At 73.4% G+C, this 16,974-nt stretch carries 12 protein-coding genes and 3 pseudogenes; 8 read left to right on the top strand and 7 right to left on the bottom strand.

The window, feature by feature from the left end; genetic code table 11:
- Positions 1 to 96: 96 nt before the first annotated feature.
- The gene (locus tag AB0A97_RS28730) at positions 97 to 1,572 is read right to left on the bottom strand and encodes an FG-GAP-like repeat-containing protein (protein WP_361155230.1); all 1,476 of its coding nucleotides are present in this window, start codon (positions 1,570 to 1,572) and stop codon (positions 97 to 99) included.
- A 660-nt stretch (positions 1,573 to 2,232) separates the two neighbouring features.
- On the opposite strand from AB0A97_RS28730, the pseudogene AB0A97_RS28725 reads away from it, so the two are divergent.
- From AB0A97_RS28725 to AB0A97_RS28700, 6 genes and pseudogenes are all read left to right on the top strand, one after another.
- Positions 2,233 to 2,658 (top strand): annotated as a pseudogene (locus AB0A97_RS28725) (zinc ribbon domain-containing protein); the annotation flags it as partial.
- A 124-nt stretch (positions 2,659 to 2,782) separates the two neighbouring features.
- The gene (locus tag AB0A97_RS28720; protein ID WP_361155228.1) at positions 2,783 to 3,988 is read left to right on the top strand and encodes a lipid-transfer protein; all 1,206 of its coding nucleotides are present in this window, start codon (positions 2,783 to 2,785) and stop codon (positions 3,986 to 3,988) included.
- A gap of 217 nt (positions 3,989 to 4,205) precedes the next feature.
- Positions 4,206 to 5,915, top strand: a complete 1,710-nt coding sequence (locus AB0A97_RS28715) for a GGDEF domain-containing protein (protein ID WP_361155226.1) — start codon at positions 4,206 to 4,208, stop codon at positions 5,913 to 5,915.
- A gap of 249 nt (positions 5,916 to 6,164) precedes the next feature.
- Positions 6,165 to 6,932 carry an MIP/aquaporin family protein gene (locus AB0A97_RS28710; RefSeq protein ID WP_361155224.1) on the top strand — a complete coding sequence of 256 codons (768 nt, stop codon included), beginning with the start codon at positions 6,165 to 6,167 and terminating at the stop codon, positions 6,930 to 6,932.
- Between the two features lie 58 nt (positions 6,933 to 6,990).
- The gene (glpK, locus tag AB0A97_RS28705; RefSeq protein ID WP_361155222.1) at positions 6,991 to 8,520 is read left to right on the top strand and encodes a glycerol kinase GlpK; all 1,530 of its coding nucleotides are present in this window, start codon (positions 6,991 to 6,993) and stop codon (positions 8,518 to 8,520) included.
- Positions 8,521 to 8,669: 149 nt separating this feature from the next.
- Positions 8,670 to 9,158, top strand: coding sequence for a hypothetical protein (locus AB0A97_RS28700; RefSeq protein WP_361155220.1), 489 nt, complete (start codon positions 8,670 to 8,672; stop codon positions 9,156 to 9,158).
- Positions 9,159 to 9,277: 119 nt separating this feature from the next.
- Here AB0A97_RS28700 and AB0A97_RS28695 read toward each other — a convergent pair whose 3' ends face one another.
- From AB0A97_RS28695 to AB0A97_RS28680, 4 genes are all read right to left on the bottom strand, one after another.
- Positions 9,278 to 9,889 (bottom strand): ATP/GTP-binding protein, encoded by a 612-nt coding sequence (locus AB0A97_RS28695; RefSeq protein ID WP_361155218.1) that lies wholly within the window; start codon positions 9,887 to 9,889, stop codon positions 9,278 to 9,280.
- 129 nt (positions 9,890 to 10,018) lie between these two features.
- The gene (locus tag AB0A97_RS28690; protein WP_361155216.1) at positions 10,019 to 10,429 is read right to left on the bottom strand and encodes a DUF742 domain-containing protein; all 411 of its coding nucleotides are present in this window, start codon (positions 10,427 to 10,429) and stop codon (positions 10,019 to 10,021) included.
- A gap of 26 nt (positions 10,430 to 10,455) precedes the next feature.
- Complete coding sequence (locus tag AB0A97_RS28685) at positions 10,456 to 10,905, bottom strand: roadblock/LC7 domain-containing protein (RefSeq protein WP_073767290.1); 450 nt, start codon at positions 10,903 to 10,905, stop codon at positions 10,456 to 10,458.
- On the bottom strand, positions 10,902 to 13,646 hold the full coding sequence (locus AB0A97_RS28680) for a nitrate- and nitrite sensing domain-containing protein (protein ID WP_361155214.1): 2,745 nt from the start codon (positions 13,644 to 13,646) through the stop codon (positions 10,902 to 10,904). Before AB0A97_RS28680 ends, AB0A97_RS28685 begins: the two co-directional genes overlap by 4 nt.
- Positions 13,647 to 14,068: 422 nt before the next feature.
- On the opposite strand from AB0A97_RS28680, the pseudogene AB0A97_RS28675 reads away from it, so the two are divergent.
- Positions 14,069 to 14,434 (top strand): annotated as a pseudogene (locus AB0A97_RS28675) (hypothetical protein); the annotation flags it as partial.
- On the opposite strand, the pseudogene AB0A97_RS28670 reads toward AB0A97_RS28675, so the two are convergent.
- Positions 14,412 to 15,637 (bottom strand): annotated as a pseudogene (locus AB0A97_RS28670) (FAD-dependent oxidoreductase); the annotation flags it as partial. The pseudogenes AB0A97_RS28675 and AB0A97_RS28670 overlap by 23 nt on opposite strands.
- Complete coding sequence (locus AB0A97_RS28665) at positions 15,634 to 15,978, bottom strand: bifunctional 3-phenylpropionate/cinnamic acid dioxygenase ferredoxin subunit (RefSeq protein WP_361155212.1); 345 nt, start codon at positions 15,976 to 15,978, stop codon at positions 15,634 to 15,636. The pseudogene AB0A97_RS28670 and the gene AB0A97_RS28665, both read right to left, overlap by 4 nt.
- A 173-nt stretch (positions 15,979 to 16,151) precedes the next feature.
- On the opposite strand from AB0A97_RS28665, the gene AB0A97_RS28660 reads away from it, so the two are divergent.
- Positions 16,152 to 16,958, top strand: a complete 807-nt coding sequence (locus AB0A97_RS28660) for an IclR family transcriptional regulator (protein WP_361155211.1) — start codon at positions 16,152 to 16,154, stop codon at positions 16,956 to 16,958.
- Positions 16,959 to 16,974: the final 16 nt, after the last annotated feature.

The following is a 16,974-nucleotide window of genomic DNA, read 5'->3' as shown; positions in this document are numbered from 1 at the left end:
CGTGTCGTGTAAGGGATGCGTGGCGGCCGGGTGGTGGGCCGGCCGGCCCACCACCCGGCCGCCGCCGGTCAATAGCTGCCGGTCAATAGCTGCCGGTCAATAGCTGCCGGTGACCGGGACGCGGGCGGCGAAGGTGCCGTTGCCGCGGCCGGCCCAGCGCAGGACGGTGCCGGTGTCGTCGTCACGGGCGACGAGGTCGACCTTCCCGTTGCCGGTGAAGTCACCGGCAACGGTCTGGGTGTACTTCCAGCCGCCCGTCAGGAGGACCTTCTCGGCGAAGGTGCCCCCCTTCCTGCCGGGGAACAGCCAGAGGTTCTTGCTGTCGTCACAGGCGACGAGGTCCGTGATGCCGTCGCCGTTGAAATCGCCCGCGGTGGTCTGGGTGTAAGCCCAGTTCATGGTGACCGGCACCGGCCCCGCGAACGTGCCGTCACCGCGGCCCGCCCACAGTTTCAGGTCGTTTCCGACCTTGCCTATGAGGTCCGCCTTCCCGTCACCCGTGAAGTCGCCGGCCACCACCTCGGTGACGAACCAGCCGCCGGTGACATCCACCGGACGCGCGAAGACGCCTTTCTTGGTGCCGGCCCACATGCGCAGGAACGTCCCCGCCGGCTGGTCCGGCCTCGCCTCCTTGCGCTCCTGACGGGCGACGAGGTCGGTGACGCCGTCACCCGTGAAGTCGGCCGCGGCGGTCCGGGTGAAGTTCCAGTCACCCGTCAGCTTCTTCGGCAGGTCGAAAGCACCGCCCTTGCGGCTCTTCCACACCGACAGGTTCCGCGCGGCGTCCACGGTGAACAGGTCGGCGGTGCCGTCGCCGTCGTAGTCGCCGGCCACCAGCTCCTGGCGGGGCAGATCGGCGACCGCCGCGATCCAGTCCGCAAGACCGTCGACGCGGGCCTCGACGGCGTTCCGGCGGGTCTCCTCGGAACCGAAGCAACCGCCTTGCCAAGAACGGCTGTTGACGGCGACCAGCTCGGCAGCGCCATCGGTCACCCGGAGGGCCGGCCCACCGGTGTCGCCCTTGCAGACGGCGGCGTTCGCATCCGCGCCGGTGACACCGGCCGAAGTGGCGGTGACGCTGTCCACCGTGAAGGGTGCGGCGTGCAGGCGGTCGGGGACCCACTCGGTCCGGGTGCGCCCGTATCCGGCGACCGTCAGTGTCTCGCCCTGGGCGGGGCCGGACGTGGCGACCCGCACCGGGGCGATGCCGCCGACCGGCTTGTCGAGCTTGGCCATCACCAGATCGCGGCCCTGGTACGGCACCAGATCGACGACCTTCGCCACACTGCCGCCCGAACCGGACAGGGCGGTGCGGCCGACGGTGGCCGTGGTGGGCCACTTCGGCGCGCCCGCGCCGACGCCGGTGCCGGCCGCGGGGTCGTCCGCGAAGCAACTGGCGGCGGTGACCAGCCACTGCCGGTCCACGAGAGCGGCGGAACAACTGCGCCGGCCGTCGCCGATGTCCAGCTTGGCGGCGAAGGAGTAGGCGCCGTCCAGGACCGGTTCGCCTGCGACAGCGTGGGCCGGCAGGGCGGCTGACAGGGTGACGGTCGCGGCGGCGACGGCGACCAATCCGGTCGACCAAGATGTGCGGGGGCGTCCGCTGGGCACGGTGTCGCTCTCCTGTTCCTCACGGTGCGGGCCGGAGAACGGAGGTTCCCCGGCGCTCCGGCCACCGGCTCGCACCGGCACCGCACCGCCGGGCATCCCCGTGCGTGTGCGGCGCCGTCGCATGCTCTGCGCGCGTCCGGCGATCCTCGGCCGTCGGAATGTAGCAACGGAAGAGGTGCAAGCCGGACGGTAAGCGCCCAGGGTTTCCGGTAAGCGGAACAGAGGGACATTCGGTGATCAGTGGGCATGAAGCCGGTGCCCTCTGAGGAACCCGTGGTGGTGAGCCGGCAAACGGAACCGACGCCGAGCCGGCGTCGCACCCCGCGGGCGGGCGGCCTCACCGGCAAGGTGGGGAGATCTTGGCAAGTCGGCCGGGGCGCGGAACCACCCCCGTGGATCCCGCACCCCGGCCCCGCCTTGGTGGACGCCGTGCGGGGGTGTCCGGTTCAGCCGGTTCAGCGGAGAACGACATGATCCCTTCGCCCGGCGGGAGCGGACGGGCGGCGGCGGGGTTCCGTCGGCCGCCCGTCGCGTGGCAAACTCCTGACGGCCCGTCAGTTTATCGACCGGGCCCATCCGTTGTCGGTGACGGGAGGATGCGTGGCACGTGTACGCAAGCCGGTGGTGCCGGGGTGGTTCACCGACGTCGGCCACGGGCAGGACCCGGCGGGCTTCCGGCTGCTGGGAACGCGCTGCGATGCCTGCGGTGCCGTGTTCTTCCCGCGCGAGGACTTCTTCTGCCGTGCGCCCCGCTGCGACGGGACCGAGTTCACCGAAGTGCCGTTGTCCCGGCGTGGCACGGTCTGGTCGTACACGGACGGCCGCTACCGGCCGCCGCCACCCTACGTCTCGGACCCCGAGGTGCCGTGGCAGCCGCGCACCCTGATCGCGGTGGAGCTGGCGGCGGAGCGGATGGTGGTGCTGGGGCAGGCCGTGCCGGGGGTGTCCGTGGCCGCCCTGCGGGTCGGCATGGAGGCCGAGCTGGTGCCCGGGGTGCTGGGCGAGGACGCGGAGACCGTGTGGACGACGTGGTGGTGGCGGCCTGTGGAGGCCCACGAGGCGGACGGTACGGGCGAGTCCGGCCGGGCGGGCGAAACCGACGGAGCCGGCGGGGCAGACGGAGCCGGCGGGACGGGCCGAGCTGACGGAGCGGTCGGGGCGGGAGGCGGCCATGCCCGGTGACATCGCCGTCCTCGGGGCGGGCATGCACGCCTGGGGCAAGTGGGGCCGCAGTTTCGTCGAGTACGGGACGGTGGCGGCGCGGGCGGCCCTGGCCGACGCGGGCCTGGAATGGGCCGATGTGCAGTCGGTGGTCGGTGCGGACACCGTGCGCGGCGGCTATCCGGGGTACGTGGCGGGCGCGACGTTCGCGCGGGCGCTGGGCTGGCAGGGCGCGCGGGTGTCGAGCGTCTACGCGGCCTGTGCCTCCGGGGCGCAGGCCGTCGCCGCCGCGCGGGCGCAGATTCTCGCGGGCCTGGCGGACGTGGTGCTGGTGGTGGGCGCGGACGCGGCCCCGAAAGGCTTCTTCGCCCCGGCGGGCGGCGACCGGCCCGACGATCCTGACTGGCTGCGCTTCCGGCTGCTGGGCGCGACCAACCCCGCCTACTTCGGGCTGTACGCCCGGCGCCGGATGGCCCTGTACGAGGACACGGCCGACGACTTCGCGCAGGTGAAGGTGAAGAACGCGGCGGCGGGCGCGCTCAATCCGTACGCGCGGTACCGCAAGCCGGTGACGGCGGCGGAGGTCGCCGCGTCGCCGGTGGTCGCCGACCCGCTGCGGCTGCTGGACATCTGCGCCACGTCGGACGGCGCCGCGGCGCTGGTCCTGTGCGGGCTGGACTACGCACGGCGGCGGGGCGTGCCGGACCCCGTCCGCATCCGGGCCGTCTCCACGGCGACGCCTCACCATCCCCGTACGGAGCTGGACCTGCCGGACATCGCGACCGACTCGGCGGCGCCCGTCCGGGACGTCCCGGAACCGGAACGGCCGGCCGCTTTCCGGCCGTCCCTCGCCGAGGCCGCCTACGAGGAGGCGGGGCTCGGGCCGGACGACCTGTCGCTGGCGGAGGTGTACGACCTGTCCACCGCGCTGGAGCTCCAGTGGTACGAGGATCTCGGCCTGTGTGCCGAGGGCGGGGGCGCGAAGCTGCTGCGGGACGGGGCGACGGCGCTCGGCGGGCGGCTGCCGGTGAATCCCGGTGGCGGTCTGGCGTCGCTCGGGGAGGCGGTGCCCGCGCAGGCTATCGCGCAGGTCTGCGAGCTGACCTGGCAGTTGCGCGGGTGGGCCGGGGCGCGGCAGGTACCGGGCGCACGGGCCGGGATCGCGGTGAACCAGGGATTGTTCGGGCACGGTTCGGCGGTGGTCGTGGTGCGGTGACGCTTCGGGGAGGGGAGCCGGGGAAGCACGGGCCGCCCGGGGTCCGTGCGACCGTGTGGGACCCGCCAGGCCCGCGACACCTGCGAGCTCCGTGCGGTCCGCGAGGCCCACGAGATCCGCGAGGCTCGCGCGGGCACCCGTTCGAGTGCGCCGGAAGGATGCGTGAACAGTGCGTGAATCACGCACCGTTCGCGTTCCCGATGGGCATTCTGCTGCCGTGCCTGCCTGGACGGACCAGCTCCGATTCGCCTTCCAGCCCGTCGTGAACCTGTCGACCGGTTCGGTCGCCGCCCTGGAGATACTCGCCCGGCCCGAACGCGGCGACGTGCTGACGGCGGCGCGGCGCTCCGCCGGCCTGGACGCCGAGCTGGCCGGGCTCGCCGTACGGTCCGCCGCGCGGCAGGAGACCCTGCTGCCGCTGCACGTCAACGTGTTCGCGGCGACCCTCGCCGAGCTGCCGGGGCTGACCGCGCTGCGCAAGGCCGTGCACGACGTGGGCCGCCGGCCGTGGGAGATCACCATCGATGTCGGCGGGCCGTTCACGCACGTACCGCGGCGGGCGCTGCTGGAGGGGGTGGCGGGGCTGCGGCAGGACGGGTACCGCGTCGGCGCCGACGGGGTCGGCGACGGTGACCTGCCGCTGCGGCTGCTCGGCGATCTCGCCCCCGACCTGGTGAAGCTGGACGCGTCGCTCTGCGCGGAGCTGGACGGTGACCGGGGCGGGCGGGCCGCCGTGGCCGCGATGCGGCAACTGTGCGAGGTGCTGGGCAGCGTGCTGGCGGTGGAGGGGGTGGAGACGGAGCGGCAGTACGCGGCGGTGCGCGCGGCGGGCGCGCAGCTCGCTCAGGGGTTCCTGTTCGCGCCGCCCGCGCGGCGTCCGGCGGCCGATGTGTATGTGCCGGAGCTGCGCGACGGGTACGGGCCGGTGGCCAGCGGGTACGCCGGGGGCGCCGCGTCCGGGGCGGCCCCGCCGCCGGCCGGGCCGCCGGTGACACAGTTCCTGCAGCCCGCCGCGCTGCTGCCGATGTCCGCCTCGGCGGGCGCGGTGCGCAGTCATCTGACGGGTTTCCCGGGGGTCTCGGGCGTACTGCTGGTGGACCCCGACGGCGTACCCGTACGGGCCATCGACCGGGACCGCTTCCTGCTGTCGCTGTCCGGCCGCTACGGGCACGCGCTGTACGCCGACCGCCCGGCGCTGCGGCTGGCCGACCGGCCGCGGACGGTCGGCGCCGACGCCACCGCCTGGGAGGTGCTGGACGTGGCGGCGGACGGCGACCGCGACCGGGCCGGGGACGACGTGGCGGTGGTGGACGAGCAGGGCCGCTGCATGGGCGTGGTGCATCTGGCCGACATCCTGCGGGCGCTCGCGGAGAGCCGGGTGGAGGAGGCGGCGCGGCTCAATCCGCTGACCCGGCTGCCCGGTTCGGACGCGGTGAACGCGGAGGTGGACCGGCGGATCGCGGACGGCCGGGCGTTCGCGCTGAGCTGGCTGGACGTGGACCGGTTCAAGCAGGTCAACGACGGGGCCGGGTTCGCGGCGGGGGACGCGCTGATCCGGGCCGTGGGGCAGGCGCTGGCCCGTACGGCGGCAAAGCTGCCCTCGGCCCGGGTGGGGCACATCGGCGGGGACGACTTCCTGGTGCTGGCCGCGCCGGACGACCTGGAACCGTTCGCGGCGGCCGTGGTGGACGTACCGTGGTCGGCGGGCGGGCTGCCGGTGACGCTGTCGCTGGCGACGGTGGTGTGCGCGCCCGGCAGTGTGACCGGTCATGCGCAGGCCGCGGCGGCGCTGGCGCCGCTGAAGAAGGCCGCGAAGTCCCTGAGCGGAGTCGGCAGTTGGGTGCTGGGGTGGCCCGGTGCGCAGGGGCACGAGGTGCGCCGGGGCCGCCGGCGCGGGGACGGGACGCCGCCCCACCCGGTCCCTTGACGCCCCGTCACCTGCGGTGAACACTTCCGGGTGTCCGTCGGCACCGCCACAGCCGGGTGACCCGGCCGCGTGGCAGCGACAGGCGCTGCCCGACTCCCCAGGGGCGGTTCCGGCGCACCGGCACGCTCGACGCGGACGCCGCGCGGGGCGCGGCGGCCCAGCGCCCGCCACCCTCCCCGTGGCCCGGGAAGTACGCACCCTGCACGGAGGACCGGGGCCACGGCCCCGGGCCAGGGACAAGGAGCCGCCATGTATGCCAACGGGGACATTTTCGTCGGTGAGGTCATCGGCACCGCCTTACTGATCCTCTTCGGTGCCGGCGTGTGCGCCGCCGTCACCCTGCACCGCTCCAAGGCGAAGGGCGCGGGCTGGGTCGCCATCGCGTTCGGCTGGGGTCTCGGCGTGCTCGCCGGGGCCTACACCGCCGCTCCGCTGTCCGGCGGGCACCTGAATCCGGCGGTGACGCTGGGGTCAGCGGTCGCGGACGGTACGCCGTGGTCGAAGGTGCCGTTGTACGTCGCCGCCCAACTGGTGGGGGCGCTGCTCGGCGCCGTACTGGCCTGGGCGCTGTACTCCGCGCAGTTCGCGGCCAACCGGGAGGCGGACAAGGCGCAGCCGACGCTGGGGATCTTCTCCACCGCCCCCGAGGTCCGCAATCCGGCCGCCAACCTCGTCACCGAGATCATCGCGACCGTGGCGCTGGTGCTGCCGCTGCTGTTCTTCGGCAAGAACGAGGGCATCGGCATCGGGCAGGTGCCCGGTGCGGACGCCGGTGTCTACGGGTCCGGGATCAACGTCCTGCTCGTCGCCCTGCTGGTGGTGGGCATCGGCCTGTCCCTCGGCGGACCCACCGGCTACGCCATCAACCCGGCCCGTGACCTGGGGCCGCGGATCGCCCACGCACTGCTTCCCATCCCCAACAAGGGCACCTCGGACTGGTCCTACGCCTGGATTCCGGTGGCCGGCCCGCTGATCGGGGCGGTGCTCTCCGGCCTGGTGTTCACCGCGGTCTTCTGAACCGTCCGCACACGGCACGGCGCCCGGCCCGACCCGCTACGAGGAATCAGGAGACGTCATGACGGACGGCATCACGGACAGGTACGTCGCCGCGATCGACCAGGGCACCACGTCCAGCCGCTGCATCATCTTCAACCAGGACGGCGCGACCGTCGCCGTGGACCAGCGCGAGCACCGGCAGATCTTCCCCAAGCCGGGCTGGGTGGAGCACGACGCCGAGGAGATCTGGGCCAAGGTGCAGGCAGTGGTGGCGGGCGCGCTCGCCAAGGCGGGGCTGCGCGCCGACCAGCTCGCCGCGCTGGGCATCACCAACCAGCGCGAGACCACGGTGCTGTGGGACCGCTCCACGGGCAAGCCGGTGCACAACGCGGTCGTGTGGCAGGACACCCGTACGGCGGGGCTCTGCCACGAGCTGGGCGGCTCGGACGGCCAGGACCGCTTCCGCGAGGCCACCGGACTGCCGCTGGCCAGTTACTTCTCCGGGCCCAAGGTGACCTGGCTGCTGGACAACGTGCCGGGGCTGCGGGCGCGGGCCGAGGCCGGGGAGATCGCCTTCGGGACGGTCGACTCGTGGCTGATCTGGAAGCTGACGGGCGGCACGGACGGCGGGGTGCACGTCACGGACGTCACCAACGCCGGGCGCACGATGCTGATGAACCTGCACACGCTCCAGTGGGACACCTCGGTGCTGTCCGCGATGCGGGTGCCGGAGGCGGTGCTGCCGGAGATCCGGTCCTCGGCGGAGGTGTACGGGACGGCGGTGGGCCAGTTGCGGGGCGTGCCGGTGGCGGCGGCGCTGGGCGACCAGCAGGCGGCGGTGTTCGGGCAGACCTGCTACCGGGTCGGCGAGGCCAAGAACACGTACGGCACGGGCTCGTTCCTGCTGCTGAACACCGGGCAGCGGCCGGTGCCCTCCAAGAGCGGGCTCCTGACGACGCCGGGGTACCAGCTCGGCGGTGAGGCGCCGGTCTACTGCCTGGAGGGCTCGATCGCGGTCACCGGTGCGCTGGTGCAGTGGTTCCGGGACCAGTTGGGGATCATCGACTCGGCCGCCGAGATCGAGGACCTGGCGGCGCGGGTGCCGGACAACGGCGGGGCGTACATCGTCCCGGCGTTCTCCGGGCTGTTCGCGCCGTACTGGCGGTCGGACGCGCGCGGTGTGATCACGGGACTGACGGGTTACGTCACCAAGGCGCACCTGGCGCGTGCGGTGCTGGAGGCCACCAGTTGGCAGACGCGCGAGGTGGTGGACGCCATGTACCAGGACTCCGGCGTGCAGATCACCGCGCTGAAGGTGGACGGCGGCATGACCGCCAACAACCTGCTGATGCAGCACCAGGCGGACGTGCTGGGCGTACCGGTGATCCGGCCGGTGGTCGCGGAGACGACCTGCCTGGGCGCGGCGTACGCGGCCGGGCTGGCGACGGGGGTGTGGCAGGACCTGGACGAGCTGGCGGCGCACTGGAAGCGGGACACCGAGTGGACGCCGCGGATGGACGGGCCGACGCGGGAGCGTGAGTACGGCAACTGGCGCCGGGCGGTGGAGCGGAGCTTCGGGTGGCACGAGGCGGGTGCGGAGGGCGTGTAGCGGTCCTGCTCCCGCCGGACCGGTTCGCCGTTCCACCGGAAGAGGCGCGGCGAAGGAGCCCCGGAGGCGGTGCGCGACCTGCCTCGTCGGCCCGGAGCGGGCCGACGAGGCAGGCGCGCGGTGTCCGGGGGACATCACCAGGGGGTGTGATGAGCGCGGATTCCATCACCGCGGTATGTGCTGTCGTCATTGCTGTGGCGTCGCTGATCGTGACCGTCTACCAGACGCATGCGATGCGCCGGCACAACCGTCACTCGGTACGCCCGGTGCTCCAACTGCGCCACAGTTGGTACGAAGGGCGGACAGCGGGCATCCGGCTCGTCAATTCCGGGCTCGGCCCGGCCGTCGTCGTCGACAGCACGCTGACCGTCGACGGCACGGTGATCGGAGCCTGGGACAAGCCCAACGCGGACCGGGTCCGCGAGCACCTGTCGGTGCGCCCGCACGCGGTGACGTTCGACCACGGGCAGGTCATCGCCACCGACTCCGACCAGTACCTGTTGAGTGTCGCCGGCTTCGACCGGAACGAGCACGCCGAAGTCGAGGACTTGATCACCCGGCGGCTCACGCTCACGATTCGGTACGAATCCCTGTACGGCGGTGAGAACTACACCACCGTTCTCCGCTCCCCCCGTTGAGCGCGAGCCCCTGGAGAATCCGGCTCTCAGCAGGCACTGGCGCCGCGCAGCCACGGAGGAGCACGGCCCGTGCCCCGGACGGTGGGGCACGGCCCGTGCTCGCGGGGGGGACGGCTCCGCTACGGGAGGGCCGGCTCGCGCCGCCGGGCGCTGACGTGCATCGCGTGTTCCACGACCGCGATCAGTACGTCCTTGGCGGAGTCCTTCTCGCGGGCGTCGCAGAGCATCACCGGTACCTCGGGATCCAGGTCCAGTGCGTCGCGAACCGTTTCCGCGGGGTAGCGTTCCGCGCCGTCGAAGCAGTTGACGGCCACCATGAACGGGATGCCGCGGCGCTCGAAGTAGTCGATGGCGGCGAAGGAGTCCTCCAGGCGCCGGGTGTCGGCCAGCACGACCGAGCCGAGCGCGCCGCGGGCCAGCTCGTCCCACAGGAACCAGAAGCGGTCCTGGCCGGGTGTGCCGAAGAGGTAGAGCACCAGGTCCTCGCGGAGCGTGATGCGCCCGAAGTCCATGGCGACGGTGGTGGTCCTCTTGCCCTCCACCCCGGCGAGGTCGTCGACCGGCCGGCCCGCCTCGGTCAGCCGTTCCTCGGTGCGCAGCGGCTTGATCTCGCTGACCGCGCCCACCAGGGTCGTCTTGCCCACCCCGAAGCCGCCCGCCACCAGGATCTTGAGGGTGACGGGGTCGGGGGCGTCCGGCTTGCGGCGTCGTTCAGAGCGCCCGAAGACCATGGCCGTCTTCTCCCGGTTCGCCGCTGGTGCTGTTCTCTCGCATTCCTCGGTCCTCGCAGTTCGTGGGGGTGCGGCCCGGCGGGGCGGTGCGCCGGCGGGGTGTCACCGCCGTACGGCCCCGCGCGCCGGTCACAGCGCCCGGAGCCCGTCGATCACCTCGCGCAGGATCTGCTCGTCGGGCAGTTCCGCCGGGGGCACGGGGCGGCTCACATGGACCAGCTCCGCGTCCAGCAGGTCACCGATCAGGACCCGTACGACGCCGAGCGGCAGGTCCAGTTCGGCGGCCAGTTCCGCGACGGACAGCGGCGCGTCGCGGCACAGGCCGACGATGTCCACGTGCTCCGGCGACAGGGTCTGGTCGTCGAGCGGTTCGCCGTGCCGGTCCTCGGCGATCACCAGGGCGATCAGGTCGAGTCGCGGTTCGGCCTCGGTGCTGGTCCGGCCACGGGTCATCGCGTAGGGGCGCACCACGGGGCCCGCCTCGTCGTCGTACCAACTGGCGTCCCCCTGGCCGGGCCTGGTCGGGCCGTCTGTGGTCATGGCGTCACCGTGCCGTCATCCTCCGGTCAGCCGCCGGCGGGCTGCCCGGCCCTGGGCGCGGTGCCCAGGTGGGCGCCCACCCGCTTGACGAGCAGCGTCATCTCGTACGCGACCAGTCCCACGTCGGAGTCGGCGTCGGCCAAGACGGCGAGGCAGCTACCGTCACCCGCGGCGCTGACGAAGAGAAACGCTTCGTCCAGCTCGACCAGGGTCTGCCGGACCCGGCCCGCCTCGAAGTGCCGGCCGACGCCCTTGGCGAGGCTGTGGAAGCCGGAGGCGACCGCCGCGAGGTGCTCGCTGTCCTCCCGTGTGAGGTCGGCGGACGCGCCGGTGGCCAGTCCGTCGCTGGAGAGGATGAGTGCCTTGCGGATGCTGCCCACCCGGTCGACGAGCTCGTCGAGGAGCCAGCTCAGCTCGCCCGACCCCTGCGGGCCCTTCGACTCGGCACTGGCCGCTGCTGCCTTCGGTGCGGTCATCGACCGTCCCCTCCCGATGTGGTTCCTGGTGCTGTGTCCGGGCTGCGGTCCCGCCCGTCGTCCTCGCCGTTGTCCCGGCGGCCGCGCTGCCAGCCGCGCTGGAGCGAGGCCATCCGGGCGCGGACCTCTTCGGCGTCGCGGTCGTCCGCGGCGCCAACGGGTGCGCCGTCCGGCTCGTCCTGTGCGGCGGGCTCCGCCTTGAGCTGAGGGGCGAGGCTGGCCTGCCGTACGCGGCGGGGCAGCCCTCCTGCCGTCGTGGCGGGCCGGCCGGACGGGGCAGGGCCCGTGTCCGTCGTCGTACCGGTGTCCATGTCCGCATCCGTGTCGCCGTCGGTTTCCGCGTCGGAGCGTACGTCGGCGCGGGCCGCTCCGTCGACCGGCCTGCCGTGGTCGGAGACCAGGACGGGCGGCCGGTGGCGGCGCGGCAGCGGCGCGGGGCCGTCGCCGGCCGGTGCCTGGTCGCGGGTCTGCCGGTGCTGCTCGGTGCCGCCGGCGGGCCGTACGGGGGCGACGGACGGGGTGCTGCCGTCGCGGCGGGTCCGTGCGCGGTGCAGGGTGCCCGGCTCCCGCTCGGTGCCGCGCGCGGCCTCCCGCGGGGCGCGGTGTGCGGCCCGGCCGCGGAAGAGGCTTCCCTCGTCGTCCGTTTCCGCCCGTTGGGCGAGTTCCGCGCGGGTCAGCGGGGGCTCCAGTTCGACCGGCCCGTCGATGACGTCCGGGGTGCGGTCCCGCTGCTCGGGCAGCGGTACGGGCACCTGGGCCAGGGCGGCCAGCTTGCCGCCGGGAGCTGCCTGCTCCCCCGTCCGCGGCCCCTCGATCCGCCGGCTGCCGGTGTCGTCGTCGCGGCCGGTGTCCTCGGTGAGGAGCGCGGCGGGCAGGAAGACGACGGCGGTGGTGCCGCCGTACGGGGACGGCTGGAGCGAGACCCGGACGCCCTGGCGCTGGGCGAGGCGGCTGACCACGAACAGGCCGAGCCGGTCGGTGTCGGACAGCTCGAACTCGGGGGTCTCGGCGAGCCGCAGGTTGGCGTCGAGGAGGACGTCGGGGGCCATGCCCAGGCCCCGGTCGTGGATCTCCAGGGTGAAGCCGTTGGAGACCCGCTCACCGACCACCTGCACCGCGGTGTGCGGGGGCGAGAAGACGGTGGCGTTCTCCAGGAGTTCGGCGATCAGGTGGGTGAGGTCGGAGACCGCGGGGCCCTGGACGGCCAGCCGCGGCAGCCGGCGCACCTCGATGCGTTCGTAGTCCTCGACCTCGGCGACCGCGGCGCGCACCACGTCCATCAACTGGATGGGCTTGCGCCACTGCCGGGAGGGGGCCGCGCCGGAGAGGATCACCAGGCCCTCGGCGTGCCGGCGCATGCGGGTGGTGAGGTGGTCCAGACGGAAGAGGTCGGCGAGTTCGTCGGCGTTCTCGGTGCGCCGTTCCATCGCGTCCAGGAGGGTCAGCTGGCGGTGCAGCAGGACCTGGCTGCGGCGGGCGAGGTTGACGAAGACCTCGGAGACTCCGCGGCGCATGTCGGCCTGTTTGACGGCGGCTTCGACGGCGGCCCGCTGGAGGGTGTTCAGCGCCTGCCCGACCTGCTCGGTCTCGCTCTGGCCGAAGTCCAGGCGGGGCGCCTCGGTCTCCACGTCGACCTGCTCGCCCGCGGCCAGCCGCCGCATGACGCTGGGCAGCCGGACGCCGGAGGCCTCGTGGGCGTCCTTGCGCAGCCGGATCAGGTCCCTGACGTGCTTGCTGCCGATGCGGACGGAGACGATGACCGAGACCAGCAGGGCGACGAAGCCGAGGACGCCCGCGACGCCGGCCTTGAGGAGGACGGCCATGGCGACCGGCTCGACGCGTTCCTTGTAGCGGTCGCCGGCTTCCCGGCCCATCCGCTGGAGGTCGCCGAGGATCTTCCCGGCGGCGGCGTTCCAGCGTTCGGCGTTGACGGCGCGGGGGGCCGCCGCGGGGCCGCCCTCGATGATGCGGTCCTCGAAGGCGGTCAGTTCGCGGGCGGGTGCGGAGCGCCAGTAGTCGGTGAAGACGGCGCGGTCGTCGCCCGGCAGTACGGGCAGGCTGGTCGCGTACAGGACGCGGCGCTCGGCGACGCGGTCGGCGAAGTCGCGCAGGTCGCGCTTGGTCATGGTGCCGGAGACGATCGCCGCGGACATCAGCGCGTCCTCGCGGGAGACGGCCTCGCGGGCGCGGGTGACGTTGACCAGGGCGCGGCCCTGCTTGTCCATCTCGACGTTCTCCAGCGCGTGCAGCGCCGCGAGGAACTCGTAGTTGGGGTCGACGAGGTCGTTGTACGCCTCGAAGGCCGCGTCGCGGGAGATGGTGTTGTCCTCGACCTGGGTGCGCAGCGAGGTCAGCCGGCCGAGGCTCTTGAGGATGTCCTCCATGCGTTCGCCGGCGACGCCGTTGAGGTCGTCGCGCACGGCGGGGTCGGCGGCGTTGTCGCGCAGCTTGTTGACGATCTTGTCGGTCTCGCGGGTGCGGTCACGCAGCTCGGCCAGGGAATCGGCGCCGCGCCGGTCGGCCAGGAAGAGCAGGCTCTGCCGCCGTTCCTGCTGGAGCGCCTGGACGGCGTCCTCGGCGGGATAGCCGAGTTTGGCGACGACGTTGCCGACGCCGAGCAGCTGGTTGGCCTCGCGACCGGTGATGTACGTGGCGAACGCCCACATGGCCGTGAGGGACACCAGTGGCACCAGCAGCAGCGCTGCGATCTTCCGAGTGATCGTCTTCCCTCGAAAGCGCATGGCCTCCCCTACGTCGACCCCGGCGCACGGGGGTGGTGTTCCGTCAACAAACGGCGCGAGCCTACTACTGACGAGGGACCTGACCGAAGTCACGCGCGCGCATCGGACCCGCAGGTCAGGGGCGGATCATCCGCAGTTGTCGGCTGATTGCCGGACAACCCGCCCACCCATGTGGCCTCGAACACCCCTTCCGCGCCCGCCTGTGTGCCGAAGCGGCTGGCCGAAAATCACATCCGCCGGGAACCCGTCGGCCGTCCCGTTCGTGACCATGGTGGGCGGTGGTGTGTCCGGGCAGGGACATGCGACGGGGTGAAGCCGGGCAGGGACCCGGGTGGCGGGGCAGGCGGGTCCACGCGGGTACGGGGAGAGTGATGCCGGAGATGGTTCACGACGACGGTGGCATCGGCCTGAGCGGCGGCAGGCGCGCCTTGTGGCAGGAGGAGCCGGCGGCCAGGCCGCGGATGGCCGATCCGGTGCGGACGGCCGCGGTGCGCGCCGTCATCATCGCGGCGCTGACCCTCGTCCAGGCCATGGTGGCGTTCTTCTGCACGATGGCGGGTGCCTGGTTCGCGTTTCCCGCGGTGCTCAGTACGGTCGCGAGCACGGTGGTCGCGACCTGGGCGGTGCTGGACGTCTGGGTGACGCGCCAGGTCTGGGTGCAGCGCAACGGGGTGCGCTCGCAGCCGAGCAGTACGGCCAGGCGCCTGCGCCGGGAGCGGCGGCAGGCGCGGCGGGAGGCCCGCAAGGCGCGGCGGCGTCCGCCACGAGTCGGCGGCGCAGCCGCATGACCGGCCGGGGGCGGCCGATGGCGAGGACCGCGGTGATCCGTCCGTCGCGTTCGTGGACGGCCAGGAAGCTGCGTCGCCGGGGTCGCCCTCGACGGCGCGTACGGCGTCCTGCGGCCCGCGCCGGCCGGCCAGTTGGATGCGTGTTCCGTACCGGCCCGACCAGAAGCAGGGCAGTGCGGTGTGCCGTGCGACGGCGGTGCCGGCGAGCAGGTTGCGCACGGCCGTGCCGGGCTGCTCGGTGGCGCTGGTCCGGTGTTCGGTGCGCACCCCCGCACAGCGGGCCACGTCACCCGCGACGACGACCTGCGGCACGGACGTCACACCGCCCGCATCGCACACCACCCCGTCGCCCAGGCGCAGTCCGGAGCCGGTCAGCGGCCTGCGACGGGGCGCACCCCGACCCCGACGATCACGAGGTCCGCGTCCAGCAGTCGCCCGCCGGCGAGCTCCACCGCCCGCACCCGGCCCGCCCCGTCGTCGCTCAGCCCTTTGAAGCCCGTGCCGCACAGCAGCCGCACCCCGTGATCCGCGTACAGTTCCGCGCAGGCCCTCGCCAGGTCCGGCCGGGCTGAGGCGCCAGCGGCAGCGGCGCGGCCTCCACGACCGTCACCGGAAGCCCGAGTGCGGCACAGGAGGAGGCGGCCTCGGCGCCGATGAAGCCGCCGCCGATGACGACCACACGCGGTGTTCCGTCGTGGAGGGCGGTCCGTGGCGCGCGGGCGTCGTCGTAAGTGCGCAGGACGTGCACTCCGGTCAGGGCACTTCTGACGGATCTCCGCGGCATCGCGACTCCCCCGGCTACCGCTGGGGGGTACGCCCAGGCACGCGCCCTCGGCGCACGGCGCACAGGGACGGGTGGCTCCGGTGGTGATGACGACGCCGTCGGTGCGCAGGGGGCGGGCCGTGCGGCCGTCGTCGAGGGTCACCGTGCGTCCTACAGTGTCCAGCGCGGGGCCCGATGCCGAGGTGCCGTTCGGCGGCCAGCCTGTCCGCCTCTTCCCGGTCGGGCAACCTGGGGCCCGCCAACTCCATGGACAACGGCGCGCGTTGGTTGAGGAACGCCTTGGACAGCGGCGGCCGGCCGTACGGGCGGTGGTGTTCGGCGCCGACGGTCACCGGCCGCCCGTCGAACCCTTCGGCGCGCAGGGCCCGCGCCGCGTACAGTCCTGCCAGTGAGGCGCCGACGACGGTGACGGTCCTCATGCGTAGGCGTCTTCCCGTACGGTCGACTCCCGGGCGGTGGGCCGGACATGGATCATGCCGTCCGCCTCGGTGACCTCGTGCGTACGGACGGGGCGGCGGGCCGGGAGGCAGCTCGGCATTCCGGTACGCAGGTCGAACAGCGCGGCGTGCAGCGGGCATTCGACCTGGCAGCCCTCCACCCAGCCTTCGGAGAGCGAGGCGTCCTGGTGGCTGCACCGGTCGTCGAGGGCGTAGAGCGCGCCTTCGCTGCGGAAGACGGCGATGGCGGGTGTGGTGGCGTCGATCTCGATCCGTACGGCCCCGCCTTCGGGCAGGTCCTCGGTGCGGCAGACGGGAATCATCTGGCCCCCTCAGCGCTGATCGGTATCATGGCGTTCTGCATAACGCATCGCGTAGCGCATCGCGCAACAGAATCCAGTCCGGTGGGTGTGCCGTCAAGGGGCTGCCGACGCTTCTTGGCCGGGCCCCTTTCGACGTGCCCCGCCGGGGCCGACGGGTGGTGACGTCAGACCCCATGGCGAAGACGACCGATGCGGCCGGAGACCGGTCCGAGGAGAAGCGGAGCGCGGCCGGTTCCGTCCAGTCCGTGGACCGCGCGGTGAGTGTGCTGGAGATCCTGGCCCGGCTCGGCGAGGCCGGGGTCACCGAGATCGCCGAGGAGCTGGGGGTGCACAAGTCCACCGCCTTCCGCATCCTGGGCGTCCTGGAGCACCGCGGGCTCGTGGAGCAGGAGCACGAGCGCGGCAAGTACTACCTGGGCGCAGGGGTGTTGCGGCTGGCCGGGGCCGCCGCCATCCGGCTGGACATCTCGCAGGAGGGCCAGCCGGTGTGCCGGGCGCTCGCCGACGAGACCGGGGAGACCGCCAACATCGCCGTGCTGGACGGGGACGCGGCGGTCAACATCATGCAGGCGCGCGGCGCCGCGGCGGTCACCGCGTACAACTGGCTGGGCCGGCGCACGCCGTTGCACGCGACCGCGAGCGGCAAGGTGCTGCTGGCGCACCTGCCCCGGGAGCGGCGCGAGCGCCTGCTGGAACGCAAGCTGGCCCGGTTCACGGCCAACACCCTCACCGCGGCCGGCGAGTTCCGGCGGCAGCTCACCGCCGCGGCCGCGCAGGGGTACGCCTGCTCCTGCGAGGAGCTGGAGATCGGACTGAACGCGGTGGCGGCGCCGGTGCGGGCCCACGACGGTGCCGTGATCGGCGCGATCGGCGTCTCGGGACCGGCGTACCGGATGGCGGAGCCGCTGCTCGCGGAGCTGGCCGGGCAGGCGGTGAAGGCAGCCGCCGAACTGTCCCGGCGGATGGGTTTCGCGGGCTGACGGACGGCCACCCGGT

The organism is Streptomyces sp. NPDC045470 (assembly GCF_040646595.1).
Taxonomy (GTDB): Bacteria; Actinomycetota; Actinomycetes; order Streptomycetales; family Streptomycetaceae; genus Streptomyces.
This window is presented reverse-complemented; position numbering and strand designations above follow the sequence as displayed.